The sequence below is a fragment of the Curtobacterium sp. VKM Ac-2861 genome, assembly GCF_013204965.1.
GTDB lineage: Bacteria > Actinomycetota > Actinomycetes > Actinomycetales > Microbacteriaceae > Curtobacterium.
Genome location: NZ_JABMLA010000002.1, coordinates 447574 through 473132, shown reverse-complemented (window position 1 = coordinate 473132; position 25559 = coordinate 447574). Strand labels below are relative to the sequence as shown.

The 25559-nt window shown below is 70.1% G+C and carries 28 protein-coding genes; 22 read left to right on the top strand and 6 right to left on the bottom strand.

Features of this window, described 5'->3' with window-relative positions; genetic code table 11:
* Window positions 1–13 precede the first annotated feature (13 nt).
* Window positions 14–874: an alpha/beta fold hydrolase gene (locus HQQ88_RS07140; protein WP_173169033.1), complete on the bottom strand. Its 861-nt coding sequence runs from the start codon at window positions 872–874 to the stop codon at window positions 14–16.
* A gap of 108 nt (window positions 875–982) precedes the next feature.
* Here HQQ88_RS07140 and HQQ88_RS07135 point away from each other — a divergent pair, with 108 nt between their 5' ends.
* Window positions 983–1645, top strand: a complete 663-nt coding sequence (locus tag HQQ88_RS07135) for a TetR/AcrR family transcriptional regulator (protein ID WP_173169032.1) — start codon at window positions 983–985, stop codon at window positions 1643–1645.
* Window positions 1642–3054, top strand: coding sequence for a dihydrolipoyl dehydrogenase (gene lpdA, locus HQQ88_RS07130; RefSeq protein ID WP_173169031.1), 1413 nt, complete (start codon window positions 1642–1644; stop codon window positions 3052–3054). The genes HQQ88_RS07135 and lpdA overlap by 4 nt, the downstream gene beginning before the upstream one ends.
* A gap of 4 nt (window positions 3055–3058) precedes the next feature.
* Here lpdA and HQQ88_RS07125 read toward each other — a convergent pair whose 3' ends face one another.
* Entirely contained in the window at window positions 3059–3634 is a 576-nt protein-coding gene (locus HQQ88_RS07125) for a TetR/AcrR family transcriptional regulator (protein WP_173169030.1), read from the bottom strand.
* A gap of 50 nt (window positions 3635–3684) precedes the next feature.
* Here HQQ88_RS07125 and HQQ88_RS07120 point away from each other — a divergent pair, with 50 nt between their 5' ends.
* From HQQ88_RS07120 to HQQ88_RS07110, 3 genes are all read left to right on the top strand, one after another.
* Window positions 3685–4551, top strand: a complete 867-nt coding sequence (locus HQQ88_RS07120) for an SDR family NAD(P)-dependent oxidoreductase (protein ID WP_123937092.1) — start codon at window positions 3685–3687, stop codon at window positions 4549–4551.
* A gap of 46 nt (window positions 4552–4597) precedes the next feature.
* Window positions 4598–5317, top strand: a complete 720-nt coding sequence (locus tag HQQ88_RS07115) for an SDR family oxidoreductase (RefSeq protein WP_173169029.1) — start codon at window positions 4598–4600, stop codon at window positions 5315–5317.
* 161 nt (window positions 5318–5478) lie between these two features.
* Window positions 5479–5754, top strand: a complete 276-nt coding sequence (locus HQQ88_RS07110; protein ID WP_123292961.1) for a hypothetical protein — start codon at window positions 5479–5481, stop codon at window positions 5752–5754.
* Here the strand turns inward: HQQ88_RS07110 and HQQ88_RS20110 are convergent, their stop codons facing one another.
* Window positions 5755–6294: a MarR family winged helix-turn-helix transcriptional regulator gene (locus HQQ88_RS20110; protein ID WP_367916991.1), complete on the bottom strand. Its 540-nt coding sequence runs from the start codon at window positions 6292–6294 to the stop codon at window positions 5755–5757. It abuts the gene before it with no gap.
* Between the two features lie 59 nt (window positions 6295–6353).
* On the opposite strand from HQQ88_RS20110, the gene HQQ88_RS07100 reads away from it, so the two are divergent.
* The 9 genes from HQQ88_RS07100 (at window position 6354) to HQQ88_RS07060 (ending at window position 16735) form a co-directional block, all read left to right on the top strand.
* The gene (locus tag HQQ88_RS07100) at window positions 6354–7580 is read left to right on the top strand and encodes an FAD-dependent monooxygenase (protein WP_173169028.1); all 1227 of its coding nucleotides are present in this window, start codon (window positions 6354–6356) and stop codon (window positions 7578–7580) included.
* 76 nt (window positions 7581–7656) lie between these two features.
* Window positions 7657–8445, top strand: a complete 789-nt coding sequence (locus HQQ88_RS07095) for a type II CAAX endopeptidase family protein (RefSeq protein WP_173169027.1) — start codon at window positions 7657–7659, stop codon at window positions 8443–8445.
* Complete coding sequence (locus HQQ88_RS20105) at window positions 8442–9269, top strand: type II CAAX endopeptidase family protein (protein WP_173169026.1); 828 nt, start codon at window positions 8442–8444, stop codon at window positions 9267–9269. The genes HQQ88_RS07095 and HQQ88_RS20105 overlap by 4 nt, the downstream gene beginning before the upstream one ends.
* A 141-nt stretch (window positions 9270–9410) precedes the next feature.
* Window positions 9411–10430 (top strand): LacI family DNA-binding transcriptional regulator, encoded by a 1020-nt coding sequence (locus HQQ88_RS07085; RefSeq protein WP_173169025.1) that lies wholly within the window; start codon window positions 9411–9413, stop codon window positions 10428–10430.
* A gap of 110 nt (window positions 10431–10540) precedes the next feature.
* Complete coding sequence (locus tag HQQ88_RS07080; protein WP_123937085.1) at window positions 10541–11803, top strand: ABC transporter substrate-binding protein; 1263 nt, start codon at window positions 10541–10543, stop codon at window positions 11801–11803.
* 9 nt (window positions 11804–11812) lie between these two features.
* Window positions 11813–12766 carry a carbohydrate ABC transporter permease gene (locus tag HQQ88_RS07075; RefSeq protein WP_173169024.1) on the top strand — a complete coding sequence of 318 codons (954 nt, stop codon included), beginning with the start codon at window positions 11813–11815 and terminating at the stop codon, window positions 12764–12766.
* Complete coding sequence (locus HQQ88_RS07070; protein WP_123937084.1) at window positions 12763–13635, top strand: carbohydrate ABC transporter permease; 873 nt, start codon at window positions 12763–12765, stop codon at window positions 13633–13635. The genes HQQ88_RS07075 and HQQ88_RS07070 overlap by 4 nt, the downstream gene beginning before the upstream one ends.
* 53 nt (window positions 13636–13688) lie before the next feature.
* The gene (locus HQQ88_RS07065; protein ID WP_173169023.1) at window positions 13689–14966 is read left to right on the top strand and encodes a family 1 glycosylhydrolase; all 1278 of its coding nucleotides are present in this window, start codon (window positions 13689–13691) and stop codon (window positions 14964–14966) included.
* 86 nt (window positions 14967–15052) lie between these two features.
* Window positions 15053–16735: a CBM35 domain-containing protein gene (locus HQQ88_RS07060; RefSeq protein WP_173169022.1), complete on the top strand. Its 1683-nt coding sequence runs from the start codon at window positions 15053–15055 to the stop codon at window positions 16733–16735.
* A gap of 151 nt (window positions 16736–16886) precedes the next feature.
* Here HQQ88_RS07060 and HQQ88_RS07055 read toward each other — a convergent pair whose 3' ends face one another.
* Window positions 16887–17282 carry a MerR family transcriptional regulator gene (locus HQQ88_RS07055; protein WP_173169021.1) on the bottom strand — a complete coding sequence of 132 codons (396 nt, stop codon included), beginning with the start codon at window positions 17280–17282 and terminating at the stop codon, window positions 16887–16889.
* 96 nt (window positions 17283–17378) lie between these two features.
* Here HQQ88_RS07055 and HQQ88_RS07050 point away from each other — a divergent pair, with 96 nt between their 5' ends.
* The 6 genes from HQQ88_RS07050 (at window position 17379) to HQQ88_RS07025 (ending at window position 22573) form a co-directional block, all read left to right on the top strand.
* Window positions 17379–18080 carry an SDR family oxidoreductase gene (locus HQQ88_RS07050; RefSeq protein ID WP_123292971.1) on the top strand — a complete coding sequence of 234 codons (702 nt, stop codon included), beginning with the start codon at window positions 17379–17381 and terminating at the stop codon, window positions 18078–18080.
* A gap of 150 nt (window positions 18081–18230) precedes the next feature.
* Window positions 18231–18689, top strand: a complete 459-nt coding sequence (locus tag HQQ88_RS07045; protein WP_123339352.1) for a hypothetical protein — start codon at window positions 18231–18233, stop codon at window positions 18687–18689.
* A gap of 118 nt (window positions 18690–18807) precedes the next feature.
* The gene (locus tag HQQ88_RS07040; RefSeq protein ID WP_173169020.1) at window positions 18808–19506 is read left to right on the top strand and encodes a GAF and ANTAR domain-containing protein; all 699 of its coding nucleotides are present in this window, start codon (window positions 18808–18810) and stop codon (window positions 19504–19506) included.
* 12 nt (window positions 19507–19518) lie between these two features.
* Window positions 19519–20235, top strand: a complete 717-nt coding sequence (locus HQQ88_RS07035; RefSeq protein ID WP_123339354.1) for a GAF and ANTAR domain-containing protein — start codon at window positions 19519–19521, stop codon at window positions 20233–20235.
* Between the two features lie 96 nt (window positions 20236–20331).
* On the top strand, window positions 20332–21423 hold the full coding sequence (locus tag HQQ88_RS07030; RefSeq protein WP_123937079.1) for an acyl-CoA desaturase: 1092 nt from the start codon (window positions 20332–20334) through the stop codon (window positions 21421–21423).
* A gap of 124 nt (window positions 21424–21547) precedes the next feature.
* Complete coding sequence (locus HQQ88_RS07025) at window positions 21548–22573, top strand: matrixin family metalloprotease (protein ID WP_173169019.1); 1026 nt, start codon at window positions 21548–21550, stop codon at window positions 22571–22573.
* A 46-nt stretch (window positions 22574–22619) separates the two neighbouring features.
* Here HQQ88_RS07025 and HQQ88_RS07020 read toward each other — a convergent pair whose 3' ends face one another.
* Window positions 22620–23270, bottom strand: a complete 651-nt coding sequence (locus HQQ88_RS07020; RefSeq protein WP_123292977.1) for an SDR family oxidoreductase — start codon at window positions 23268–23270, stop codon at window positions 22620–22622.
* Window positions 23271–23377: 107 nt separating this feature from the next.
* On the opposite strand from HQQ88_RS07020, the gene HQQ88_RS07015 reads away from it, so the two are divergent.
* Together HQQ88_RS07015 and HQQ88_RS07010 are read left to right on the top strand one after the other, a co-directional pair.
* Complete coding sequence (locus tag HQQ88_RS07015) at window positions 23378–23866, top strand: DUF4126 family protein (protein WP_123671330.1); 489 nt, start codon at window positions 23378–23380, stop codon at window positions 23864–23866.
* On the top strand, window positions 23866–24837 hold the full coding sequence (locus HQQ88_RS07010) for an NAD(P)-dependent oxidoreductase (protein ID WP_173169018.1): 972 nt from the start codon (window positions 23866–23868) through the stop codon (window positions 24835–24837). The genes HQQ88_RS07015 and HQQ88_RS07010 overlap by 1 nt, the downstream gene beginning before the upstream one ends.
* Before the next feature lie 16 nt (window positions 24838–24853).
* Here the strand turns inward: HQQ88_RS07010 and HQQ88_RS07005 are convergent, their stop codons facing one another.
* Window positions 24854–25552 (bottom strand): carboxymuconolactone decarboxylase family protein, encoded by a 699-nt coding sequence (locus HQQ88_RS07005; RefSeq protein WP_173169017.1) that lies wholly within the window; start codon window positions 25550–25552, stop codon window positions 24854–24856.
* Window positions 25553–25559 lie beyond the last annotated feature (7 nt).

Below are 25559 nucleotides of genomic sequence, written 5' to 3'. Positions count from 1 at the left end.
GGGGGATGTCGTACTACGTCTGCAGGAGTTGCCGAACGGCGGTCACGATGTCCGTTCGGTTCTGCGAGACGACGCCGTGGCCGGAGTCGGGGAAGCGGCGGACGGTCGCCTGCGGGTAGCGGTCACGCAGGGTCTCGGCGTTGGCTGCCGGAACCATCCGGTCGGAGTCGCCGTGGACGACGAGGACGGGGCCGCTGAACGCTGAAGGAGCCGGCGACCAGGGGCGGTCTCCCCATCGGTGCACCGCTCGGAGTTGCGCGCGGAACACGCGGAGCGCGACCGGTGCGTCTCGGTCGACGACACGTCGTGCGAGGCGGGACCGGTACGCGGCTGCGGCCCGGCGACCGTTCCGGGTTCGCGTGAAGAACAACAGGACCGTCGGGTCCGTGCGGGTGAGGATGCCCCGCAGGATCCCCCGGACCATGATGCCCGGCAGCCGAGTGAGTCCCGGACCGCCCGCAGGGCCTGACCCGGCGAGGACGAGGTGCTCCACCGACTCCGGCACCCGGTCTGCGATCTCCTGAGCGACCATCCCGCCCATCGAGAGTCCGAGCAGGTCGACCCGTTCGAACCCGAGTGCCCGGATCACTGCGATGACGTCGACGGCCATGTCCTCGATCGAGTCTCGGAGTGGGCCGTCCGAAGCGCCGACGCCGGAGTACCCGACGAGGACCACCCGGCGGTCTTCTGCCAGCGGGTCGACGACCTCGGGGTCGAAACTGTCGAGGTTCCCGCCGAGGTGCGTCAGCGCCACCAGCGGAGTTGCTTCGTCGGCCGGCCGACCGAGGACCCGGACGACGACGCCGCCAGTCGGGACGGGCACCACCTGCGTGGGGGTCGTCTCGACCCGCTGGACGTCTCCGGTGTCGGTCACGGTCGTCTCGCCTTCTCGTCGGTCCCTGCAGCAGCGACTGGTGGTCCCCGGTTTTCCCGAGTACGCTCAATAATGAGTTCACTCAGTCGCCTTGTCAAGGGAGTTCGGATGTCACAGCAACGGACTGAACCGACGCGCCGCGAGCGCGCGAAGGAGGACAAGTCACGACGGATCGTCGCTGCTGCGCGAGCACTGTTCGCCGAGCACGGCGTGTCCCGAGTCACGACCCAGCAGATCGCTGACCGAGCCGATGTCGCGGTGGGCACCCTGTTCCGGTACGCCGCCTCGAAAGCGGAGCTGCTGATCATGGTCCAGAACGAGGAGTTCGCGGCGGCGATCGAAGAAGGACTCACCGTCGCCAATGTCGTCTCCTCCGCTGCATCCCCGACGGAGGTCGTGCTCGCGGTGCTCACGCCGGTTGTGCTGTGCATCCGGGAGCATCCGGAGAACGGCCGCACCTACCTGCACGAGCTGGTGTTCGGCGACCCGACCGAAGCGAACCGGCGCCGCGGTCTCGTCCTCGCCGAGCAGCTCGAGGGTGGCATCGCACGCGCACTCGAGCGGTCAGCACACATCGAGCACGGCGAAGCGACCGTCCTGGCCGGCGTCGTCACCGCGATCGTCCACATCGGTGTCACCGCGACGATCCACCTCGACCGGGGCGCCGATGAACTCCTCGCCGACATCCGCACACAGATCGACACGGTCATCGCGCCTCGTGGGTCGTCGTCGGATCTGGTCTCCGCGCCACAGAGAGAAGGCCTGTCATGAACGCCACCGACCACCAGCACTTCGACGTCGTGATCCTCGGCGCCGGCCCCGGAGGCTACGTCGCCGCGATCCGTGCCGCCCAACTCGGCAAGCGCGTCGCCGTCGTCGAACAGCAGTACTGGGGAGGGGTCTGCCTCAACGTCGGCTGCATCCCGTCCAAGGCCCTGCTCCGGAACGCCGAACTGGCCCACGTCTTCCAGCACGACGCGGAGCGGTTCGGGATCTCCGGCGACGTCACCTTCGACTACGGAATCGCCCACGACCGCAGCCGATCCGTCGCGGCGGGGCGCGTCAAGGGCGTCCACTACCTCATGCAGAAGAACGCGATCACCGAGATCGACGGCCGGGGCACCTTCACCGACGCACACACCATGCAGGTCGACCTCACCCAGGGCGGCAGTCGACAGATCACGTTCGAGCACGTCATCATCGCAACGGGGTCGACCGTCCGGCTCCTCCCCGGGATCGCACTGAGCGAACGCGTCGTCACGTACGAGACCCAGATCCTCGACCGAGACCTGCCGGAGTCCATCGTGATCATCGGCGCTGGCGCCATCGGGATCGAGTTCGCCTACGTCCTCGCCAACTACGGCGTGCACGTCACCATCGTCGAGTACCTCGACCGCGTCCTGCCCAACGAGGACGCCGAGGTGTCGAAGGAGGTCGCACGGCAGTACCGGAAGCTCGGGATCACCCTCCTCACCTCGACGAAGGTCGAGTCCGTCACCGACGACGGTGCGGCCGTCACCGTCGAGTACACCGACGCCGCGGGTCAGCGATCGAGCCTGCGCGCCGACCGGGCGTTGGTCTCGGTCGGGTTCGCCCCCAGGACCGAGGGGTTCGGTCTCGAACGCACCGGGGTGTCGCTCACCGAACACGGAGCAGTCGCGGTCGACGACGTCATGCGCACCGACGTGCCACACGTCTTCGCGATCGGCGACGTCACGGCGAAGCTCCAACTCGCCCACGTCGCCGAGGCACAGGGCGTCGTCGCGGCGGAGACCATCGCCGCCGCCGAGACCATGCCGATCGTCGACTACCGGATGATGCCGCGCGCCACCTTCAGCCAGCCGCAGGTCGCGTCGTTCGGCCTCACCGAAGCCCAAGCCCGCGCCGAGGGTCACGACGTCCGAGTCGCCAAGTTCCCGTTCACCGCGAACGGGAAGGCCCAGGGCCTCGGCGAGCCCGGCGGGTTCGTCAAGCTCGTCGCGGACGCCCGCCACGGAGAACTCCTCGGGGCGCACATGGTCGGAGCCGACGTCGCCGAGCTCCTCCCAGAACTCACCCTCGCCCAGAAGTGGGACCTGACCGCGCTGGAGCTCGCGCGCAACGTGCACGCCCATCCGACGCTCGGTGAGGCGCTGCAGGAAGCGTTCCACGGGCTCACCGGGCACATGATCAACCTCTGAGGTGTCAGCTGGCGTGCGCGACGAGACCGACCAGTGCAGTCACCACCGCAGCGGGAGTCGTCTGCCACATCTGGGGCGAGAGGTGGCCGCTGGCATCCATGCTCGCGATGCCGTGCGCGCTCGTCAGCAGCATCGCTCCGTACAAGTGCGCATGCTCGGCACCGACCACGCTCCCGACGATGCGCAAGAACTCGAACTGCGCGCGTGCCGCAGCCGCGATCGCGACCTCCGGATCGTTCGCCGGCATCGTGAACATCATCCGGTAGACCTCCGGCTCGTCCCGAGCCACCGCCATCAGCGTCTCCAACGCGGCTCTGAGGCGGTCCACCGCAGAGCGGGAGTCCGACGCCTGGATCTGCGCGAGTTCAGTCGTGATCCGGTCCCAACTCTCCGCTCCGACCGCAGCGAGGAGGCTCTCCTTGTCGGCGAAGTGCCGGTACGGCGCCCCTCGGGACACCTCCGCGCGCGCGCCCACCTCGCGGAGCGTCACGCGTGCCGGCCCACCCTCCGTCAGCAGGTTCCGGGCGGCATCCAGCAGCGCACGGCGCGTGGCAGCGGCGGATTCGAGTCGACTCACCATGACCCGATCCTACAGTTGACACCGTCATCTGAGAATGTGACTCTTGCAAGATGACAACGTCAACTGAAAGTGCATCGCTCTTCGTCGTGACCGGCGCGTCCACCGGGATGGGTGCGGCAACGGTCCGCGAGCTCGCTGCCCGTGGCCACCACGTGCTCGCGGGCGTTCGTCGGGCAGAAGACGGACGCGCACTGCAGTCCTCGACCGTGCGCCCGGTGATCCTCGACATCACCGAGCCCGAGCAGATCGCCGACCTCGCTGCCGCTGTGGAGGCGGAAGACCTGCCGCTCGCTGCGCTGATCAACAACGCGGGGATCGCCGTCAACGCTCCGGTCGAGGTCATGCCGATGACCGAGTGGCGGCGCCAGTTCGACGTCAACTTCTTCGGTCACATCGCCGTCACCCAGGCGCTTCTGCCGGCGCTGCTCCGAAGCCGCGGACGTGTCGTCATGATGAGCTCCGTCGGTGGCCGCCTGGCGCAGCCGACCTACGGTGCGTACTCGGGGTCGAAGTTCGCGCTCGAGGCGGTCAGCGATTCACTCCGCCGCGAACTGGCACCACACGGCGTCGGAGTGGTCATCGTCGAGCCCGGCGCAGTCCGGACCGAGATGGTCGGACGCGGCGGCGTCACCGCACGCCGACTCTCGAGCGAGATGACCCCGGACCAGCAGCACCGGTACGGCGGGCTGATCCACGCGATCCTCGCGCAGTCCGAAGGCTTCCTCCGCGACGGAGTGACCGCCGACACCGCAGCGAAGACCATCGCGGCTGCCGCAACGCACCCCCGCCCGCGGACTCGCTACACGATCGGCCGGGACGCTGCGCTCCTGACGCGTCTCGCCCGGTTCCTCCCTGACCGAGCCATCGACCGGGTCCTCACCCGTGCGCTGCGCCCCCTGTACCCGACCAGCAAGTAACCACCGCCCTCTCGGCGACCGCCCCACCCTGCAGAAAGAAGTCACCATGCCCACCATCAACAACGCCGTCGTCCTCATCACCGGATCGAACGGCGGCATCGGCACCGCACTCGTGCACGCGGCGCTCGCGCGCGGCGCCGCCAAGGTGTACGCCACCGCCCGCACACCCCGTGCATGGGACGACGAGCGCATCGTCCCGTTGGCGCTCGACGTCACCGACACCGACTCCGTGTCGGCAGCGGTCGCCTCCGCCAGCGACGTCACCATCGTCATCAACAACGCCGGCGGACTCCCGTCGACCGCGAGCATGCTCGACGTGACGGACGACGACCTCCGCCAGACGATGGAGATCAACTTCTTCGCACCGGTGCGCGTCGCCCAGGCGTTCGCTCCCCTGCTCACAGCGGCCACCGGAGCAGCCCTCGTCGACATCCACTCCGTCGCGAGCTGGGTCGCGTTCGGCGGGGCGTACAGCGCGTCGAAGGCCGCGATCTGGTCCGCGACGAACTCCCTTCGCCTCGAACTCGCACCCCACGGCGTGCTCGTCACCGGCGTCCACGTCGGCTACGTCGACACGCAGATGGCCGCCCACACCGACGACGCCAAGATGGCCCCGACCGACCTCGCGTCGGCGATCTACGACGGAATCGAGGCTGACGCGTTCGAGGTCATCGCCGACGAACTCAGTGCTCGGGTCAAGGAAGGACTCGCCGCACCGATCGAGGCGCTCTACCCCCAGCTCGCCAATCCTGCGGCGGTCCGCTGAACCCGGACTCCGTGTCGAGCACCGTGATGCACCTCTCCGCCTTCGAGTTGTCCGCGTCCGGCTGCTCCGGTCGGTCGAACCTGGGCCGCGGATCCCCTCGGGGACTACCGTCGACCGCAGGTGACCCAGGCCCCCGGCTGCCGGCACGATCTCCTCGTCCGATGCCGACCGGAAACGCCATGTCCTCCTCGCAGACCGATCTCCCACACCAGCACGACCCGACGAGCTGGACCGCGCTCGAGGTCGGCCGGTGGGAAGCCCGCTCCGGCCGGTCCCACATCGGAACCGTCGTCTTCACGAACCGGTACGAGGTCCGTGGGTGGTCGGGCGAGGTCTTCGGCGACCACACGAGCCTGGAGAGCGCGAAGGCACAGGTCGAGGCGATGGCGCGGTGGAGCCTCGGTGAGCGACCGTGGTCACCCGACGGAGTCGACTGATCAGTCCATCGCGTCGTCGTAGATCCCGATCAGGCGGTCCAGGAACGCCTGCACCGTGGCGCGCTCGCTGTCGTCCATGTCGGCGACGACGTCCTCGATCCCCTCGATCAGCGGCAGCACCAGGTCGTACGCACGATCGGACGACCGCTCGGCTGCGGTGACCACGAGCTTCCGGCCGTCGCTCGGGTGCCGCTCCCGCGTGACGTGGCCGGCGGACTCGAGTCGGTTGAGCACGAGGGTCATGGCGGCGGTGGAGATCTCCAGTCGCCGCGCGAGCTCGGTCGGGGTGGACCGTCCGTGGGTGATGAGGTGGTCCATCGCCTCGAGCCCGGCCGCGTCGACGTCGAGTGCCCGGGCGAGGTGTCGCTCGAAGCGCTGCTGGCGGACCCCGACCTGTTGGACCCGGGCGCGGATGTCGTCGTCGGGCAGCGGCCGTCCGTCGCGACGGGCGGCTTCGCGGTCGCGTCGGTCCTCGCGGTCGCTCCGGGCGTCGCGGTCTCGTTTTCCGTCGGTGGGCGCTGTCGGTTCGTCGTGCGGCACGAGGTCGATGGTAGTCGTGTAGATTGCCAATCTCATTGGTAATCAAGATTCGAGGCAACATGTCGACCGACCGCAAGCGCGTCCTCATCTCCGGTGCGAGCATCGCCGGACCCGCCCTGGCCTACTGGCTGCACCGGTACGGCTACGACACGACGATCGTCGAGCGCGCGCCGGAACTCCGGACCGGTGGCCAGAACGTCGACGTGCGGGGCGCCGGGCGCGAGGTCTCGCGGCGGATGGGGATCGAGGACGACATCCGTGCCGCCACCACCGGTGAGGTCGGCACGCGGTTCATCGGCCGCTCCGGTTCGGTCATCGCGGAGTTCCCGGCCGGAACCACGGACTCGGGCGGCGCCACCGCGGAGCTCGAGATCCTGCGCGGTGACCTCGCGCAGCTGCTGGTCGGCCGGACCACCGACACCACCGAGTACCGGTTCGGCGACCGCATCACCGGCATGGCGGACGACGACGGCGGCGCCGGCGACGGCGTGACCGTGCAGTTCGAGCACGCCGCCGACGAGCGGTTCGACCTGGTGGTGGCGGCGGACGGCATCGGGTCGAGCACCCGGCGACTGGTCTTCGGCGACGAGCCCGAGATCCGGTCCCTCGGCCTCGAGACCTCCTACGCGACGATCCCCCGCACCGATGCCGACGACGACTGGTGGCGCTGGTACAACGCACCGGGTGGTCGGTCGATCACCCTCCGTCCGGACCCACACGGCACGATTCGGGCGACGCTGTCGTTCGTGACCGATCGGACCCGGGAGCGCGCCGGCTCCGAGCGACGGTCGATCGAGGAACAGCGTCGCCGACTGCACGAGGTCTTCGCCGACGCCGGCTGGGAAGCGCGTCGTGTGCTCGCGGGCATCGACAGCGCCGACGACCTGTACTCCGAGTCGATCGGGCAGGTCCGTGCGCCGCGGTGGTCCGAGGGTCGGGTCGCGCTCGTCGGCGACGCCGCGTACTGCGCCTCGCCGGTCAGCGGCATGGGCACGAGCCTGTCGCTCACCGGGGCGTACGTGTTGGCCGGTGAACTCGCCGCCCACGTCGACCAACGCGATGCATTCCGGGGCTACGAGCGCATCATGCGGCCGTACGTCGCCCAGGCGCAGCAGCTGCCGCCGGGGGTGCCGCGGGTCGCGAACCCGAAGAGCCGGCTCGGGATCGCCGCGTTCGGTGCTGCGGTCCGGGTCGCCTCCACCCCGTTCATCGGTCGGCTCGGCGACCGGTTCTTCACGCCACCGGTCGACGCAATCGACCTGCCGGACTACGCGCACCTGGGCTGAACGAACACGTCCGTCGTGCCGCCTGCACAATGGGTCCGGGGACGATCGGGCGTCCCGTTGAGCGGACGGGGACGGCATGCGTGTTGCACCGAAGATCTGGATCGGCGTGGTGGTCTTCGTCGGCTACGCCGTTCTCGTGGTCGGGATCCAAGCGGCGACGGGTATCGACTACACGCGCTGGGGAGACTCCGCGCGGAACCTGTTCCTCGGCGCCGGGCTCTCCCTCATCGTGGCGACCGTCGTGCTCGCGATCGTCACGACGCTGCTCGGCTGGTGGGGACCGGCGCTGCGCGAGCGGCACCGTGCTCAGCGCCGGTGGCCGCTGATCGCCCCGATCCTGCTCGCGGTGATCGCCGTCGTCGTCCTCCTGGCGTCGGACTGGCAGGCGGTCAGTGGGGCGTTCCTCGCCGCCGCCCTCGTCCTGGTGCTCGTGGGCTTCACCGAGGAGATCGTCGCCAGGGGCCTGCTCCTCGTCGCACTGCGCAGTCGGCTGTCCGAGGTCTGGGTGTGGCTGATCACGTCCGTGCTCTTCGGTGCGATGCACCTCAGCAACTCGCTGCTCGGGCAGCCGCTGTCGGCGACCCTCCCGCAGGTGGGCTTCGCCTTCCTGGTCGGGACGTCGTTCTACATCGTCCGCCGGTGCACCGGGTCGTTGATCCCGGCGATGTTCCTGCACGGCTTGTGGGACTTCGCGCAGTTCATCTCGGGCAACGGCACGCCGGGTGCGGCAGCGCCGTTCGCGCAGGCGTTCGTGTTCGTCGTCGGCGCCCTGGCCCTGGTGTCGGTCGGGTTCGTGATCCGCGGTGCTGACGAACGGCTCGGACCGCGGGCGCAGCTCACGTCGACGGCGACGCGATCGCGGTGACGACCACCGCCCCGACGCGCGCGCCGATCGCCCGGACGACCTGGGTCGGCCTGGCCGCCGTGGTCGTCTACGTGCTCTTCGCTGCCGTCCTCGGCAACGTGCTCGGTGACCTGGCGGGCGACGACGACACCGCCGAGTTCGTCCTGTCGCACTTCATCCCGTTGCCGATCGCCATCGTGTTCGGCCTCGTGTTCCTGCGTCGGTCCGGGTGGGGTCGACGGGTGTGGTCGGAACCGCCGACCCCGACCCTCCGTCCGCGCCGGCTGTGGCTGATCGCCATCCCGGTGCTCATGCTCGTGCTGGCGTTCGCTCAGCTCGGCGACTCGATCGGGGCTGGTCGGACGTTCGGCACGGTGCTGATCGTCCTGCTCGGCACGCTCATGGTCGGTTTCGGTGAGGAGCTCTTCCTGCGCGGCATCCTCGTCGAGGCCGTCCGCGGCAAGCACGGCGAACTCGTCACACTGCTCGTCACCTCGGTGGTGTTCGGTCTCGCGCACGTCGTCGGGAGCGTGTGGGCGGGGGTGCCACCGGCGGCGATCCTGTTCCAGGTGTCGTTCCTGGCGATGAACGGCAGCCTGTACTACTGGGTCCGTCGGGTCAGCGGCCGGCTGTGGGTGGCGATGCTCGTCCACGTGCTGACCGACTTCGTCCTGTACCTGGCGTCCGGTCCGTCGGGCCCGACGGACGCCCTCGTCCAGCCCGACGATGCAACGGCTGCACCGGTGCTCGCCACGGTGCAGACGATCCTCATCGTGCTCGCCGTGGCGGGGGTCGTGAGTGCCGCGCGCGAAGACCACCGCGCCCGCACTGCCCGGTCGGCGTGAGCCTGCGGAGGAGGACGTGACCAGGCCGCCACGGGCCTCCCGTCCGGGCCGCACGACGCTGGTGCGGTAGGTTCCTGCCCAACGCATTCCGGACGCGAGAGGGGAGCGCGGATGGCCCAGGGACACCGCTCGCCCCCCACGATGAGCGACGTCGCAGCCGTCGCGGGCGTCTCGAAGAAGACCGTCTCGAACGTCCTGTCAGGCTACGAGCACGTCTCGGCCCGCACCCACGACCGGGTGATGGCGGCGGTGGACGAACTCGGCTACGAGCTCAACGTCTCGGCCCGGAACTTCCGCGCCGGCCGGTCGAAGGTCATCGGCCTGGCGGTGCCGGAGCTGCGGCAGGCGTACTTCGCCGAGCTCGCCGACGCCGTCATCCGCGCTGCCGGTGCCGTGGGCTACACGGTGCTCATCGAGCAGACTGCGAGCGGCGTGCGTGAGGCGGACGCGATCACCCGGATGCGCGAACACTCGATCGACGGCATCATCTACAGCCCGCTGACGGTGCGGTCGAGCGATGCTCCCGCGCTCGAGGTGAAGTTCCCCCTCGTGGTGCTCGGCGAGCCGATCCCGGACAGCCCGGTCACGTTCATCACGATGTCGAACGCGGACGCGCTGCACGACGCGACGGCGCACCTGCTCGACGCGGGCCGTCGTTCGATTGCCTTCATCGGTTCCGAACCGTCGGGGCCGGTACGGACGGCGCAGGAGCGGCTCCGCGGGTACCGCGAGGCGCTCGCCGAGCGCTGCGTGGCGTTCCGACCCGAACTCGTCGTCCCCACGGCGCTCTGGCACCGGGCCGAGGGGGCAGCGGCGGCGCGGGCACTGCTCGAGTCCGGCGTCGAGGTCGACGGGATCGTGTGCTGCAACGACGCCCTGGCGCTCGGCGCGATGAGCGCGTTGCAGCTCGCTGGTCGGACCGTGCCGGACGACGTCGCGGTCGTCGGCTTCGACGACATCGAGGAGTCGGCGTACGCGACGCCCGCGCTGACCACGGTGTCGGCCGACCTGGACCGGGTCGCGGCGACGGCGGTCGGGGTCCTCGTCGAGCAGCTCGAGGAGGACGCGGCCGTCGGTCCGGGCGTGCTGCGCTCGCCGCATGCCCTGGTCGTGCGGGCGTCGTCGGCGCCCGTCGCCGTGGAACGCACGGTCTCCGCCTGAGGTCTTGACCTGCCCGTCGAGCACGGACTACTGTCCAGATTTACACCGGTGTAAATCCGGCATGGACGAGGTCCCGCACACCGAAGTGCGGGACGGATGGCAGGTTTTCGATGAAGAAGCACATCGCGGTCGTCGCGCTCGCAACAGCGGCGGCGATCTCCCTGGCCGGGTGCGCCGGCTCCCCCGGATCGTCCGCGAACGCCCACGTCGACCTGACGTTCTGGCACGGGTACACCGAGGCCGACGGCAAGGTCCTGGACGGCATCGTCAAGGACTTCAACGAGTCGCAGGACAAGGTCACGATCACGACCCAGACGAAGACGTGGGCGGTCATCGACGACACGATGCTCCCCGCGCTGACGGCGAAGAAGGGCCCGGACATCGTCGCGATGACCTCGGACCGACTGCCCGTCTACGCCGAGAAGAAAGCCCTCGTCGACCTGAGCGACTTCTACGACGACGACACCAGCAACACCGGCGAGCTCAAGGAGCAGGCCGTCGCGATGGAGCAGGTCGACGGCAAGGAGTACGGCGTCCCGAGTGGCTTCGTGCCCCTGTCCGTGATCTACAACAAGAAGCTCTTCGCCGAGGCCGGCATCGACGCGTTCCCGACGACGTGGGACGAGTGGGTCGCCGACGCGAAGAAGCTGACGAAGGACGAGAACGGCGACGGCACCCCGGAGCAGTACGGGCTCGTGCTGCCGGACCACCAGACGGTCGGCAACGGCATCTGGCCGAGCCTGTTCGCCGGCAACGGCGGCTCGATCACGAACGACGCCGGCACGAAGTCGACCATCGACTCCGCTGCGAACGTCGAGACGCTCGAGTACTGGGCGAAGGCGATCCGGCAGGACAAGATCTCGCCGACCGGTGTCGACGGCATCGCGGCCGACAAGCTCTTCACCGCCGGCAAGACCGCCATGGAGATCGGCGGCCCGTGGATGGCGGGCGTCGCGAAGGCGTCCGACATCGACTACGGCATCGCCGCGATCCCGGCCGGGCCGAAGGCGCAGGTGGCCTCCGCCATCGGCATCTCGCTCGGCGTGACCGCACAGACCGACGACCCGAAGCAGGCCGCTGCCGAGGACTTCCTGCGGTACTTCAACGAGAAGAACGTCGCGACCAAGTGGGCGCTCGGGTCGGGTTGGCCGTCCCTGCGCACCGACGTGACCGCCGCCGACGTCGACGCGAACCCCACCGTCGCGGCACTGACCGGTCTGCCCGGCACGACGATCCCGCTCCTCCCGGGCGTCGTGAACAGCGGTGACGTGCTCACCGCGCTCGACACCGCGACGCAGAAGTCGATCGCGGGCGGCGACCCGGAGTCGCTCCTCGGTACCGCCGACACCGACGTGCAGTCAGCCCTGAAGTAGAGGACCACGATGACCACGCAGCAACTCGGCCGACGCCGTCGGTACCGACCCCCGGGACAGCTCGGCGGCCGGACGCCCCTGAACGGGACCTTCCGCCGCCGTGCGACCGTCGTCGGATTCCTCGCACCCGCGATCGTCATCCTCGGGGCGTTCGTCCTGTGGCCGATGCTCTCGGCACTGCGGCTGTCCTTCACGGACGCCAGCGGCTTCGGTGACCCGAGCTGGGTCGGCTTCGCGAACTACGTCCGGGTCTTCACCGACCCGGACGTGGTCCGCTCGATCGGCAACACGGCGCTGTACTCGGTGCTGTTCACCCCGGTCGCGATCGCCGTGGCGCTGGTGCTGGCCCTGGCGCTCAACCACCCGGCGGTGCCGTTCCGCGGCTTCTTCCGCTCGGCGCTGTTCCTGCCGTTCATCGTGTCCCTGGCGGTCGCCGCGTTCGCGTGGTCGTACCTGCTCGACCCGCAGATCGGCCTGCTGAACCACTGGCTCCAGGTGGGCGGCATCCGGCTCGGCAACGTCCTGCAGGACCCGGCCCTGGCGATGCCGACCGTGGTGCTCGTCGCGGTCTGGAAGAACTTCGGTTTCTACATGGTCATCTTCCTGGCGGGGCTGCAGGAGATCCCGACCAGCCTGTACGAGGCGGCGCAGCTGGACGGCGCGAACGGCCGCCAGCGGTTCGCGAACGTGACGTTCCCGATGCTCAGCAACACCATGGCGTTCGTCGTCATCGTCGCGCTCATCGCCGCACTGCAGGCGTTCGACCAGATCTACGTCCTGACCGGCGGCGGGCCGTACCGGTCCACCGAGACGATCGTCATGCAGATCTACCAGTCCGGGTTCAAGGACCTCGACCTCGGCTTCGCGTCCGCGCTGGCGTACGTGCTGCTCATCGCGACCCTGCTGCTGAGCCTCGTGCAGTTCCTGTTCTTCGGCAAGCGCGGAGAGGACACCGCATCATGACCGCACTCCCCCGTCCGGCCACCGCGGTCCGGCGCAGGACCGTGGCCCGTCGCCCACCCTCGATGCGCTGGCTCGGCTTCGCCGCGGTGCTCATCGTCACCCTCGCGGTGCTGCTCCCCGTGCTCGTCATCGTGTTCACGGCGTTCAAGCCGGCGAGCGAGGTGAACGCCTACCCGCCGACGCTGTTCCCGCACACGTGGACGCTCGACAACTTCCGGGCGATCTTCACGCAGCTGCCGTTCGGCCGGCTCATCCTGAACAGCTTCGCCTTCGCCGGCGGGGTGACGGTCTTCGCGCTGGCGTTCGACGCGCTCGCCGCCTACGCGCTGGCCCGGCTCGACTTCCGGGGCAGCAAGGTCCTGCTCATCGTGATCATCGCCAGCCTGATGATCCCGTTCCAGGCCACCCTGATCCCGATCTACCAGCTCGTGTCCGACCTCGGGTGGGTGAACACCTTCGCCGGCCTCATCGCACCGCGGGCGGCGGACGCCTTCGGCATCTTCTTCCTTCGGCAGTTCTTCGTGTCGCTCCCCCGCGACCTCGACAACGCGGCGCGCATCGACGGTGCGTCCGAGTGGCGGATCTTCCGGAGCATCATCCTGCCGAACGCCGTACCGGCACTGCTCACCCTCGGCATCTTCACCTTCGTCAACAACTGGAACGACCTGCTCTGGCCGCTGGTGTTCACCACCGACCAGGACATGGGGACCATCACCTCGGGGCTGACCCTGCTGACCGGACCCGGCGGCATCATCCCGCAGGGCGTGATGATGGCCGGCGCCCTGATCGCCGTGCTGCCCCTCGCCGTCATGTTCCTGCTCGTGCAACGCCGCTTCATCGAGAGCGTCGCCAGCACCGGGCTCAAGTGACGACGACCCCGCGCGGTCCCCTCGGGGACGCGCCCACCACGAAACGAGACACCATGCACTGGTCCGACGACGGACGGCTGCACTTCGCCCTGGGCATCGAGGACACCTTCGTCCCGCAGGCCCGTCCGGGCGAGCGCCCCATCGACGAGTACGAACTCACCGACCACTACCGGCAGTACGCCGCCGATCTCGGCCTGGCAGTCGACGTCGGCGCCGAGCTGCTCCGCTGGGGCGTGCCCTGGTACCGGGTCGCCCCGGAGCCCGGTGTGTGGGACTGGTCGTGGGTCGACGGTGTCATGCAGCGCTTCCGTGAGACCGGCCTGCGGCCCGTCATCGACCTGCTGCACTACGGCACACCGCTCTGGCTCGACGGTCAGTTCGCGAACCCCGACTACCCGGCGCACGTCAGGGAGTACGCCGCCCGGTTCGCCGCCCGGTACGGCGACGTCGCGACCGACTACACGCCCGTCAACGAGCCCGTCATCCACGCCCTGTTCTCCGGCGAGTACGGGTACTGGCCCCCGTACCTGACCGGTGCCGAGGGTTCTGCCCGGATCGCCTCGGCGCTGGCGAAGGGGTTCGTCTCCACCCAGCACGCGATCGCCCGTGAACTCGGAGACGCCGCCACCTTCGTGCACGTCGACGCCGGCATCCGGTACGTCGGCGACGTCGATGCCCCCGAGCACCGCGACACCGTGGCGCGGCTCCGCGCCCAGACGTTCCTGGTCGAGGACCTCGTGACCGGCGGCGTCGACGACCACCATCCGCTCGTCGGACGGCTGCGCTCCGGCGGGGTCACCGACGCGGACCTGGACTGGTTCCGCCAGCACGCGGTCCGGCCGGACGTGATGGGCGTCAACTACTACCCCCTGCACTCCACCGAGGTCTTCGAGGCCGGCGTCCACCACGGCGGCGGCTTCGCCGACCCGCGTCCGTACCGGGACACGGGGGCCGAGGGGCTCCGCGACGTGCTGACGACGTACGCCGAGCGGTACGGCGCCCCGGTCATGCTGACCGAGACGTGCGTCACCGGGTCCGTCGACGAACGCATCGGCTGGCTCGACGATTCCGTGGCCGCCGTGCACGAGCTCCGTGCCGAGGGCGTCCCGGTGGTCGGGTACACCTGGTGGCCGCTGTTCGACATGTACGAGTGGACCTGGCGGCACACGGACGCACCCCGCCAGGAGCATCTGCTCACGATGGGCCTCTTCGACCTCGTCGAAGACGGCGACGGCGGGCTCGACCGCCGTCGCAACCCGGTCGCCGACGCCTTCGCCGCGCATGCGCGGCAGGAACGAGCCGTGGCAGCGGCCCTGTCGGCGACCCAGTGACGGTCTGGAGGCGCGGGTCGGGTCGGTCCCGCGCCTCCCGTCCGTCTCCGCGCACCACCACTGCACCAACAACCGAACGGAGCACCATGTCCCTCCGCCTCGGCGCCGCTCCGGCGCCTCGTCGACGCCGAACGCTCGCGCTCGTCGTCACCGCTGCCGCTGCTGCGGCGGCCCTCGTCGCCGGTGTCACCGGCCCCGCTCCCGCCCAGGCGGTCACGACCGGCAACGGAGCCCTCGTGTACTCGCCGGCAGCGGGCACCGCCTTCAACCCCGAGGGCGGACGTGCTGCCGGCACGACCTACGCCAAGAACATCGTCCTGAAGAACAGCGGCTCGGCGAACGGCCAGCAGTTCGTCACCTTCGACCAGCTCGTGCTCGAGAACGGCGTGCAGGTCTACCCGATCTACCGCAGCACCGACAACGGCACCTCGTGGAGCCGCGTCGCCACCGTGAAGCCGAGCACGCAGTTCCCGACGCTCACCCGCACTGCCCAGCCCTCGCTGTACGAGACCCCGATCCAGCTCGGCACCATGCCCGCCGGCACCCTGCTGCTGAGCGGCATGATCATGCCGACCGACCGGTCGAGCAGCCGTCTGGTCATGTACAAGAGCCTCGACCACGGTCTCACCTGGTCGTTCGCGAGCACCGTCGACACCGGCGGGCCCGCCACCTACGACCCGAGTCCGACGTCCACCACCTCGACGGTCTGGGAGCCGTCCGTCGCGGTCGACGCGAACGGCGGCCTCGTGACGTACTTCTCCGACGAGCGGCAGAAGGCGAACAACGTCCTGCAGGCCGTCAGCTACCGACGGTCGACGGACGGCGGTCTCACCTGGGGTGGCCTGGTGAACGTCTCGGCGCCGACGAACAAGAGTGACCGGCCCGGCATGATCACGGTCACCCGGATCCCGAACGGCAACTACGTGGCGACCTTCGAGGTCGTCAACCGACCGAGCCAGACGAACAACACGGCGCCGGTGTACTTCAAGACCTCGCCCGACGGGTTGACCTGGAGCCCGGAGACGAGCATCGGGACGAAGATCGCACTGCCCGACGGCCGCGGGGTCGGTTCCTCGCCCGAAGTCCGCTGGGTCCCGACGACGGGCAACGCGAACGGCATGATCGTGGTGTCGTCGAAGTGGTCGCTCGACAGCGCTGGCAACATCGACGGTGGGCAGAACTTCGTCGTCAACCGCAATCAGGGTTCCGGCTCGTGGGAGCAGCTGCCCTACGCGGTCACGTACGACGCCCGCGACGCCGAAGGTGGCACGTTCAGCGGCTTCGCCCAGGGCTTCGACTCGAGCGCGGACGGCAAGACGCTCTACCAGGCGACGAACGTCGAGAACCTGACGACGACCTACAACGACGTGCGGGTCGGGTCGATCCCGATCAACGCGCTGCGGTACGAGGCCGAGTCGGCGGTGCGGAGCGACACGAGCACGGTCACCCAGGCCGACGCCGTCGGCGGTGCGAAGGTCGGCAACATCAACAACGCGACCAGCTCCGTGCAGTTCACGGTGCAGGCGGCGACCGCGGGGACGTACACCGTCAACGTCCGGTACGACAACGGCACCGGGGCGACGAGCACGCACGCGCTCGCCGTCAACGGAACGTCGGTCGGGACGGTCAGCTACGCGCCGACCGTCAACTGGGGGCGCTTCGGGTGGGCGCAGAAGACCGTCACCCTGAAGGCCGGCGCGAACACGCTGACCTTCACGAAGGGCACGGGCTTCGCGGAGCTGGACCAGATCCAGGTGTTCCAGCCCTGACGCCGCACCTGCTGCCCTGGTCGTGACCATGTGGCGGACGGGCGCACCCGCTCGGCGGCGACGCGAAGCGTCGCGCGGGTGCGCCGACCGAGCCTGCGAGGGAGGATGTGGCGGACTCGCCACGGGCCTCCCGTCCGTCCCGCACCACGTCTCAGGCCGCGACCGCTCCGTCTGCCGGCTCACGCAGGGCCGGGCAGTGCTCGGCAGTCGGGTGCTCGCTGATGGCGATGACCTCGTCGAGCCGGCCACGCGCGGCCTCGAGCTCCGCCATCTGCGCCGTGATCCGGTCGCGCTCGGCGACGAGCAGCGCGAACGACTCCGGTGTCGCGTGGCCGCTGTCCACGCACGGCAACAGCTGCACGATGGTGCGGCTCGGCAGGCCGGCGGCGAACAGCTGCTGCACGAGCTGGACGCGCTCGACCGCGGGGGTGTCGTAGACGCGCTGCCCGCTGGTGGTCCGCGACGCGGCGAGCAGTCCCTGCTCCTCGTAGTACCGCAGCGAGCGCACGCTGGCACCCGTCTCTGCGGCGAGGTCGCCGATCCGCATGCGGACTCCGATCCGGGGCTTGCCCCTGACATCGATGTGAGGTCTTAGCGTAACCGAGCCGCTGCGGGAGAGACCCGCGCGGCAGGAGGAGACACCATGGACATCGCTGGATCGGTCGCACTCGTCACCGGCTCGAACCGGGGCATCGGACGCCGCTTCGCCCTGCAGCTGCTGGAGCGCGGCGCCACCAAGGTCTACGCGACCGCACGCCGACCCGAGCTCGTGGACATCGAGGGCGTCGTGGCGCTGCCGCTCGACATCACCGACCCGGCGTCGGTCGAGGCGGCGGCCGCAGCCGCCGGCGACGTCACCCTGCTCGTGAACAACGCGGGCATCTCGACGACGGGCTCGCTGCTCACTGACGACCTGACCGATGCGCGCCGCGAGATGGACACGCACTACTGGGGGAACCTCGCGATGATCCGGGCGTTCGCACCGGTGATCGAGCGGAACGGCGGCGGCGGCATCGTGAACGTCCTGTCCGCACTGTCCTGGTTCGTCTACCCGGGATCCGGCGCGTACGCGGCGGCGAAGGCCGCCGAGTGGAACCTGACGAACGCCGTCCGGTTGGAGCTCGCCGGCAAGGGGATCAGCGTGCAGGGGCTGCACCTCGGGGCGGCGGACACGGACATGATGGACGGCTACGAGGGGCCGAAGGTCGACCCGGCCGACGTGGCGCGGGCCGCGCTGGACGGTGTCGAGCGGGGTGCGGCCGAGGTCGTCGTCGACGAGTGGAGCAGCGCGGTGAAGGCGTCGCTGTCGCAGGACCCGTCGGCGTTCTACGCGCAGTTCGCCTGAGCAGGGTGACGCCGGGGCGTGGTGGAGCCCCGGCGTCGGGCCGCGGCTGGGAGTGCTCACATCCGCGGGTCCCACACTGACGCCACGGTGTCGCCGTACCGAGTCCGAGATCCTCTCGAGCTCCCGCGGGGATCCGCCAAGGGAGTCATCATGACGGACCAGTCCGAGGCGGCCTCGACGCCGCTCGCGCTCACGAGTGTGGTGGCCTCCGGCCTGCCCACCGAGCTCGGCAAGCCCACGGCGGCGAAGTACTACGACGTCCCGGCGGTGTTCAACCGCCGACCCGACGCAGCCGAGATGGCCGGCCTCCGCGGTGCCGACGGACACGCGCAGCTCGTGACGGCCGGCTACCCCGACGTCACGCTCGACGTGCAGGACCGTCGTCTCGTCATCGGCAACACGAACCTCGGACAGCTCGAACGCGGTCTCGCCACGGTGGTGGCGACGATCGTCGACGTCGTGAGCCGGGCGTCGTTGTTCGACAAGGAGCAGGTCCGTGACGCAGCGCGCATCGAGTTCGACGACCGCACGGCCCGGGCCCGCGAGGTCACGCGAGCGGCGGAGCGGATCCACTTCGTGCCGGAGCCGTCGCGCGTCAGCGCGGGCTGACCGTGTCCGCGCGGGTCGACGTGCCCGGCGGGCGACGCCAGCGGGGCACTGCGCTAGCGTTGCAGCACGCGGGGACCGGATCAGCCCCGTGTTCACGGACCCGGATGGTTTCCTCGCGATGAACGACTTCACGACGGCAGTCTCCGCACTGCAGGCCGCACCCGACGGCACCGACATGTGCCCGCCGTTCCTGACGACGCTGCCCGTGACCGGGGTCGGCATCTCCACCCTCGGCAACCCACTCGGGTCGGCGACGGTGTGCGCGAGCGACGCGCGCGCCGCGCGGATCGACGAGATCCAGTTCGACCTCGGCGAGGGCCCGTGCTGGCAGGCGTTGACGACCCGCCGCCCGGTCCTGGAGTCCGACCTGTCCGGCACGACGAACACCGACTGGCCCCTCGCGCTCGAGGAACTCCTGCGCGCCTGGGTCGGGGCGGTGTTCTCGTTCCCGATGCGCATCGGGACGATCCCCGTCGGCGCCGTCGACCTGTCCGTGGACAGCGAGCGCACCCTGACCGTGGGGCAGATCCGCGGCGCCGTGGAGCTCACCGAGGTCGCAGCCCGTCGGGTGCTCCGTGGTGCCCTGCTCGCCGCGGCCGCCGACGGCCGTGCCGACATGGGCACCAGCCGCTACTCCCGACGAGAGGTGCACCAGGCGACCGGCATGGTCGCAGCACAGCTCGGGGTGGACGTCACCGACGCCCTCCTCGTGCTGCAGGCGCACGCCTTCGCCACCGAACGCACCGTCCGCGACGTCGCCACCGACGTCATCGCTCGCCGCATCGACCTCGCCCGGCCGTACGGTTCCGAGAACTGAGGAGCACGCACCATGGCACCGACCCGCGAGCGCCGGCTCATCGACACCTTCGTTACGCTGACCGACACCCTCGTCGACGAGTACGACGTCGTCGACCTGCTGCAGAACCTGGTCGACAGCGTCGTCGACATCTTCGACGCCTCGGCGGCCGGCATCCTGCTGGCCAACCAGCACCAGGAACTCGAGGTCGTGGCGTCGACCAGTGAGCGTTCCAGCTTCGTCGGACTCCTGCAGCTCGACGCCGGCGAGGGGCCGTGCGTGGAGTGCTTCGCGACCGGGCGTCCGGTGTCCGTCAGTGACCAGGCGGAGATGCAACGCCGGTGGCCGACGTTCGCCGCCGCGTCCGCCGAGTCGGGGTACGCGTCGGTGCACGCGATCCCGATGCGGTTGCGGGACACCACGCTCGGGTCGCTGAACCTCTTCCGCGAGACCGAGGGTGCGCTGAACCGCGACGACGCCTTGGCTGCTCAGGCCCTGACCGACGTCGCGACCATCAGCATCCTGCAGCAGCGGACCCTGCAACACGCGGCGCTGACGCAGGCGCAGTTGCAGCGAGCCCTCGACAGCCGGGTCGTGATCGAACAGGCCAAGGGGTTCGTCGCGTACACGCACTCGGTCGACACCGAGGCGGCGTTCGAACTGCTGCGGCAGTACGCGCGGTCGAACCAGGAGCGCCTCGCCGACGTCGCTCGGGCCATCGTCGAACGCCGCCTGGTCCTCCCCGCCTGATCCCGTGTGTCCCCGGTCCGGGCCGGCGTACGATCACGAGCAAGTCGTAGCCCCGGACCCCGGTTGCAGGCGCAGCACTGGATCCAGGAGGAAACCATGGGCGACGAACTGGTCGTACCGACGGGCTACCGGAAGACCGAACGACGGTCGCCTCGGACCGACACCACCTCCACGTACACCGCGCTGCTCGCGCAGGTCCGCACCGCTGGGCTCCTCGGTCGCCGCACGGGCTGGTACTGGGGCCTCATCGCAGTGCTCGCCGCGCTGCTCGGCATCACCGGCGGGGCGTTCGCCGTGCTCGGCGGCTCCTGGTACCAGTTGATCGTCGCCGGGGTGCTGGGCGCACTGTTCACGCAGTTCGCGTTCCTGTCGCACGAGGCTGCCCACCGACAGGTGTTCGCGTCGCACCACTGGAACGACCGGGCGGCCCGGTACGCCGGCACGTTCCTGACCGGCATCAGCTACGCGTGGTGGATGAACAAGCACACCCGGCACCACGCCAACCCGAACACCGTCGGCAAGGACCCCGACATCTCGTTCGACGCGATCTCGTTCCGACCCGAGGACGCTGCCAGCCGGACCGGGTTCCTGCGTGTGCTCGTCCGCGTGCAGGGGTACGCGTTCTTCCCGATGCTCCTGGTCGAGGGTGTGAACCTGCACTGGCAGTCGATCCGCACGTACACGAGCCGTGGGCCGGTGAAGCGACGGTGGGCCGAGGGATCGGTCTTCGTCGGCCGGTTCGTGCTCTACCTGGGAGTCGTGTTCTGGTTCCTGCCGGTCGGCCTGGCCTTCGCGTTCCTCGGTGTGCAGCTCGCCGTGTTCGGGTTCCTCATGGGGATCGCGTTCGCGCCGAACCACAAGGGCATGCCCGTCATCGAACCCGGCCGCCGCGTGGACTTCTTCTCGCGCCAGGTCCTGACCTCGCGCGACATCGGTGGTGGCGCCTGGGTCGAGTACTTCATGGGCGGCCTGAACCACCAGGTCGAGCACCACCTGTTCCCGAGCATGGCCCGGCCGAACCTGCGGGCCGCCCGGGACATGGTCCGGAAGTACTGCGCGGACCAGGACGTGCCGTACACCGAGACGACGCTGGTGCACTCCTACGTCATCGTGGTCCGCTACCTCAACGAGGTCGGTCTGGCGGCTCGCGACCCGTTCGCGTGTCCGATGGTCGAGCGGCTGCGCTGACCGACCGCGACGGCTGGGCGCTTCCTGTCCTGTCGGCGCAGCCCTGGACCTGACGGGGCTCATCGGCGAGCATGGACCCGATCAGGGACGGCGGGCACAGGGGCCCACCGCGGGAAGGGCAACCATGCGTCCTGTCAGGAACACGCTCACCACCGGGGCGGTCATCGCACTCGTCGTCGGCCTCACCGCGACGGCGGCACCCGCGCAGGCGGCGACGCCGGGGGCATCGACGCCGGCCGCCGGTACCCGCTGCGCCACGGGGACGCTCTCGGTGCAGACGCTCCGGTCGGGGTGCACGGTCTCGTCCGGCACGATCGCGCTGCCGGACGGCCGCACGTTCGCCGTGCCGGCGCCCGGTGAGAGCGTGATGGCGAGCAGCTCGGCGGCGCCGGGTGCTCCAGAACTGGCGGAGGTCGTCATCGCGAACACCGGCACCGGCGGTGTCGCGGTCCGCATCGACGAGACCTGGAGCGGTTCGGCGCCCGCCGTGCGCCGCGAACAGGCGAGGAGCGCGGCAGCCAGCGCCGCCGCCAGCGCCGCCGCCAGCGCACCCGCAGCGCCGGCCGCCACGACCGCGGCCACCACCAAGTGCACCAGCACGGCCAACGAACGGAACCCGTACCGCTGGTCGAGCACGGTGCAGTGGTACTACAACGAGTCCGGCCAGAAGTCGTCGTACGCCAAGGACGCCCTGCGCAAGGCGGCGAACGCGTGGACCGGCACGATCGCGTCGTGCGACCGAACCGTGACCTCGTCGGCCCGGAACTCCTACGTGCGCCTGGCGACCCAGGTGCCCGGCCTCACCGACAAGGGCGGCTGCTCGAAGAGCAACGGCTACAGCGTCGTCGGATGGGGCAAGCTCCCTTCCGGCACCCTCGGCGTGACGTGCGTCTGGTACGACGGCAACGGCATCGCGAAGGAGTCCGATCAGCGGTACGCCACCAGCTACAAGTGGAGCTCGACGACCGCCTGCTCGGGCGCACGGTTCGACACCCAGGCCGTCGCCACCCACGAGTGGGGACACCTGTACGGACTCGGCCACGTCAAGACCGGAACCGGTCAGGTCATGGAGCCGTCCGGCGGGTACTGCGACACCGGCTCACGCACGCTCGGGCTCGGCGACATGACCGGCATCGCAGCGATCTACTGAAGCGCGGCTGCGGGCCGCGGGCCGTCGTCAGACCCCGTCGGGGTCCTCAGACAGCGTCGGCGCGGAGGAAGTCCGCGATCGGGGTCGATCCCGAGTTGAACCGGATGGTGTTGCCCGCCGTGCCGGGGGTCTCGAGCACATCGGCGATCACGTGTGCGACGTCGCCGCGCGGCACGTCGCTCGACGAGCCCGCCCAGTCGACCGAACCGGTGGCGTCGTCGTCCGTCAGGGTGCTCGGCGCCACGATGGTCCACTGCAGACCGGAGTCGCGCACCACGGCGTCGGCGATCGCCTTCGACTGCGCGTAGGCGAAGAAGTCGTTGTCCTGCGGTACCCCGTGGTCGAGCTGCGACCCGGACCACGACACCATGACGTAGCGGTCGACGCCGGCCTGCTTCGCGCCCTGCACCGACAGGATCGCGGCGTCGCGGTCGATCGCCCAGGTGCGGTCGACGGACCCGCCGCCGGCACCGGCCGACCACACGACGGCGTCGTGCCCGTGGACGAGCTCCGCGAAGTCGGTCAGGGACTGCTGCTGGATGTCCGCGACACGGGGTTCGCCGCCGTGGGCACGGATCTCGTCGGACTGGTCCGCGTCGCGGATGACCGAGGTGACCGAGTGGCCGCGGTCGCTGAGGATGCGGGTGGTGAGGAGTGCGACCTTGCCGTGGCCGCCGAAGACGATGACGTTGCTCATGCGGCGGACGCTACTCGGGCCGGCTCAGTACCCGCAGTCCGTGAGGACCCTCGGAGCGCTCGCGGCCCGCGTGCGTACGGTCGGACCTGATCACGACTGGAGACACGATGAGCACGCAGCACGAGCAGCACACCCTGGTCCGCACCCTGGTGCTCGGCATCCTGAGCGGTGGCCGCAGCGCCACCCCGCTCGCGGTGCTGGCGCTGAACCACGACCGGTCCTCGCTGAAGGGGTCGTGGCAGGACTGGAAGGTCTTCAGCACCCCGCTCGGCCGCGGGCTGCTCGTCGCCTCGGCCGTCGGTGAACTCATCGGCGACAAGCTGCCGATGACCCCGAACCGCATCTCCCCCGCCGGCCTGATCGGCCGCATCGGGTCCGGTGCGCTCGTCGGCGCGGCACTCGGCACGACCGGCAAGCGCGACCTGCGCATCGAGGGCGCGATCCTCGGCGGCGTCGGTGCGATCGTCGGGTCGTTCGTCGGGTGGGGTGCCCGCAAGCTCGTCGGTGCCACCACCCGCCTGCCCGACCCGGTCGTGGCGCTCGCCGAGGACGCCGCGACCATCGCCGGCTCCGTGAAGGTCATCACCGCCGACTGATGCGCATCGTCGTCATCGGAGCCACCGGCCACATCGGCACGTTCCTCGTCCCCCGCCTCGTCCGCGCCGGTCACGAGGTCGTCGCCATCAGTCGCGGCACCAGCACCCCCTACGCCGACTCCCCCGAGTGGCAGCGGGTCGAACGCGTTACCGCGGACCGTGAGCAGGAGGACCGCGACGGCACGTTCGGAGCGCGGATCGCTGCGCTCGGCGCCGATGCCGTCGTCGACCTGGTCTGCTTCACCGAGTCGTCCGCCGCCGCCCTCGTCGAAGCGCTCCGCGGCACGGGGACGCACCTCGTGCACTGCGGCTCGATCTGGCGCGCGGGTGCGTCCCGTGTGGTGCCGATCACCGAGGACGACTTCACGCCGCCCTTCGGCGACTACGGCGTGCAGAAGGACGCGATTGCTCGGATGCTCAAGGAAGAAACCGTGTCAGGGGGTTTGGCGACGACGACGCTGCACCCGGGTCACATCAGCGGTCCGGGCTGGATGCCGATCGGTCCGCTCGGCAACCTCGACCCGTCGGTGCTGACGAGGCTGTCCGCCGGCGAGGCGATCGAGGTCCCCGGTCTCGGCGCCGAGACCATGGCCCACGTGCACGCGGACGACGTCGCGCAAGCCTTCCAGCTCGCCGTCGAACGCCGCGAGGCGGCGGTCGGCGAGGACTTCTTCATCACGGCCCCGACGGCGCTCACCGCGCGTGGGTACGCCCACCTGGCAGCGTCGTGGTTCGGCCAGGAGGCCCGGCTCGAGCCCGTCAGCTGGGACCGGTTCCGCGAGACCACGACTCCAGAGCACGCTGGCGCCAGCTGGGAGCACCTGTCACGCAGTCAGGTGTTCAGCGTCGAGAAGGCCCGCCGCCTGCTCGGTTACGCGCCCGGGTTCACCGCCGAACAGACGGTGCTCGACGCCATCCGCTGGCAGGTCGACCACGACCAGCTCGAGGTCGCCGGTCCCCTCGTCGTCTGAGTGACCGGCCGCGACCTCAAGCGGCGGGCGCACCCTCGTTCACGGCGGCGAGCCCGTTGAGCGTCCGCGGGTAGCCGATCACGGGCACCAGGACGGTGAGCACGTCGAGCAGCTGCTGCCGGGTGTTCCCGACGTGCAGGTTGCCCGCGACGTGTCCCGTGACCTGCGCGTCCGCACCGCCGAGCGCGACGAGGACCGCGAACGTCAGCAGCTCACGCGTCGGCAGGTCGAGCCCGTCCCGTCCGACGGTGTCGCCGAAGCAGTTGCCGGACAGGAACCGCTGGAAGTGCACGGTGTCGTCGGCCGCGTTCTCGTACATCGCGTCGACACGTCCGGCGCCGACGACGGCGCTCTGGACCGCACGGCCCCGTTCGAGTCGGTCGTCGGGGGTGGTCGTCGACTGGCCCGGGAGCGGCAGCTCGACACCGCGCGCGATCAGCAGGTCGTTGGTGATCGTGAGGAAGTCCGAGGCGCGCGCGGACCCGACGTAGGCGACGGCCTGGTAGCCGATCTCCTTCGCCTCGACCGGGGTCAGTGACTCGTCGAGCGCGGTGTCGAGCAGCTGTCGGAAGGCGGTCTGCGCGCCGGCGGCGATCATCGCACCGAGCTGCACGACCGCGCGGTCGTGGCTGCTGAGCGACGCGTACTGCAGCGTCTCGTCCACGAAGTCGGCGTGGTACTGGGCGAACTCGGGGTCGGTCTCGACGAACGTCATGCCCCCG

Coding starts and splice junctions, on each gene's coding strand:
- HQQ88_RS07015 (WP_123671330.1), top strand. CDS start 23,378: ATGAGCACGCAGCACGAGCAGCACACCCTGGTCCGCACCCTGGTGCTC.
- HQQ88_RS07045 (WP_123339352.1), top strand. CDS start 18,231: ATGACGGACCAGTCCGAGGCGGCCTCGACGCCGCTCGCGCTCACGAGT.
- HQQ88_RS07055 (WP_173169021.1), bottom strand. CDS start 17,282: ATGCGGATCGGCGACCTCGCCGCAGAGACGGGTGCCAGCGTGCGCTCG.
- HQQ88_RS07065 (WP_173169023.1), top strand. CDS start 13,689: ATGCACTGGTCCGACGACGGACGGCTGCACTTCGCCCTGGGCATCGAG.
- HQQ88_RS07020 (WP_123292977.1), bottom strand. CDS start 23,270: ATGAGCAACGTCATCGTCTTCGGCGGCCACGGCAAGGTCGCACTCCTC.
- HQQ88_RS07005 (WP_173169017.1), bottom strand. CDS start 25,552: ATGACGTTCGTCGAGACCGACCCCGAGTTCGCCCAGTACCACGCCGAC.
- HQQ88_RS07080 (WP_123937085.1), top strand. CDS start 10,541: ATGAAGAAGCACATCGCGGTCGTCGCGCTCGCAACAGCGGCGGCGATC.
- HQQ88_RS07050 (WP_123292971.1), top strand. CDS start 17,379: ATGGACATCGCTGGATCGGTCGCACTCGTCACCGGCTCGAACCGGGGC.
- HQQ88_RS07095 (WP_173169027.1), top strand. CDS start 7,657: ATGCGTGTTGCACCGAAGATCTGGATCGGCGTGGTGGTCTTCGTCGGC.
- HQQ88_RS07135 (WP_173169032.1), top strand. CDS start 983: ATGTCACAGCAACGGACTGAACCGACGCGCCGCGAGCGCGCGAAGGAG.
- lpdA (WP_173169031.1), top strand. CDS start 1,642: ATGAACGCCACCGACCACCAGCACTTCGACGTCGTGATCCTCGGCGCC.
- HQQ88_RS07075 (WP_173169024.1), top strand. CDS start 11,813: ATGACCACGCAGCAACTCGGCCGACGCCGTCGGTACCGACCCCCGGGA.
- HQQ88_RS07060 (WP_173169022.1), top strand. CDS start 15,053: ATGTCCCTCCGCCTCGGCGCCGCTCCGGCGCCTCGTCGACGCCGAACG.
- HQQ88_RS07100 (WP_173169028.1), top strand. CDS start 6,354: ATGTCGACCGACCGCAAGCGCGTCCTCATCTCCGGTGCGAGCATCGCC.
- HQQ88_RS07025 (WP_173169019.1), top strand. CDS start 21,548: ATGCGTCCTGTCAGGAACACGCTCACCACCGGGGCGGTCATCGCACTC.
- HQQ88_RS07110 (WP_123292961.1), top strand. CDS start 5,479: ATGCCGACCGGAAACGCCATGTCCTCCTCGCAGACCGATCTCCCACAC.
- HQQ88_RS07035 (WP_123339354.1), top strand. CDS start 19,519: ATGGCACCGACCCGCGAGCGCCGGCTCATCGACACCTTCGTTACGCTG.
- HQQ88_RS07120 (WP_123937092.1), top strand. CDS start 3,685: ATGACAACGTCAACTGAAAGTGCATCGCTCTTCGTCGTGACCGGCGCG.
- HQQ88_RS07070 (WP_123937084.1), top strand. CDS start 12,763: ATGACCGCACTCCCCCGTCCGGCCACCGCGGTCCGGCGCAGGACCGTG.
- HQQ88_RS07040 (WP_173169020.1), top strand. CDS start 18,808: ATGAACGACTTCACGACGGCAGTCTCCGCACTGCAGGCCGCACCCGAC.
- HQQ88_RS07030 (WP_123937079.1), top strand. CDS start 20,332: ATGGGCGACGAACTGGTCGTACCGACGGGCTACCGGAAGACCGAACGA.
- HQQ88_RS07010 (WP_173169018.1), top strand. CDS start 23,866: ATGCGCATCGTCGTCATCGGAGCCACCGGCCACATCGGCACGTTCCTC.
- HQQ88_RS07115 (WP_173169029.1), top strand. CDS start 4,598: ATGCCCACCATCAACAACGCCGTCGTCCTCATCACCGGATCGAACGGC.
- HQQ88_RS07125 (WP_173169030.1), bottom strand. CDS start 3,634: ATGGTGAGTCGACTCGAATCCGCCGCTGCCACGCGCCGTGCGCTGCTG.
- HQQ88_RS07085 (WP_173169025.1), top strand. CDS start 9,411: ATGAGCGACGTCGCAGCCGTCGCGGGCGTCTCGAAGAAGACCGTCTCG.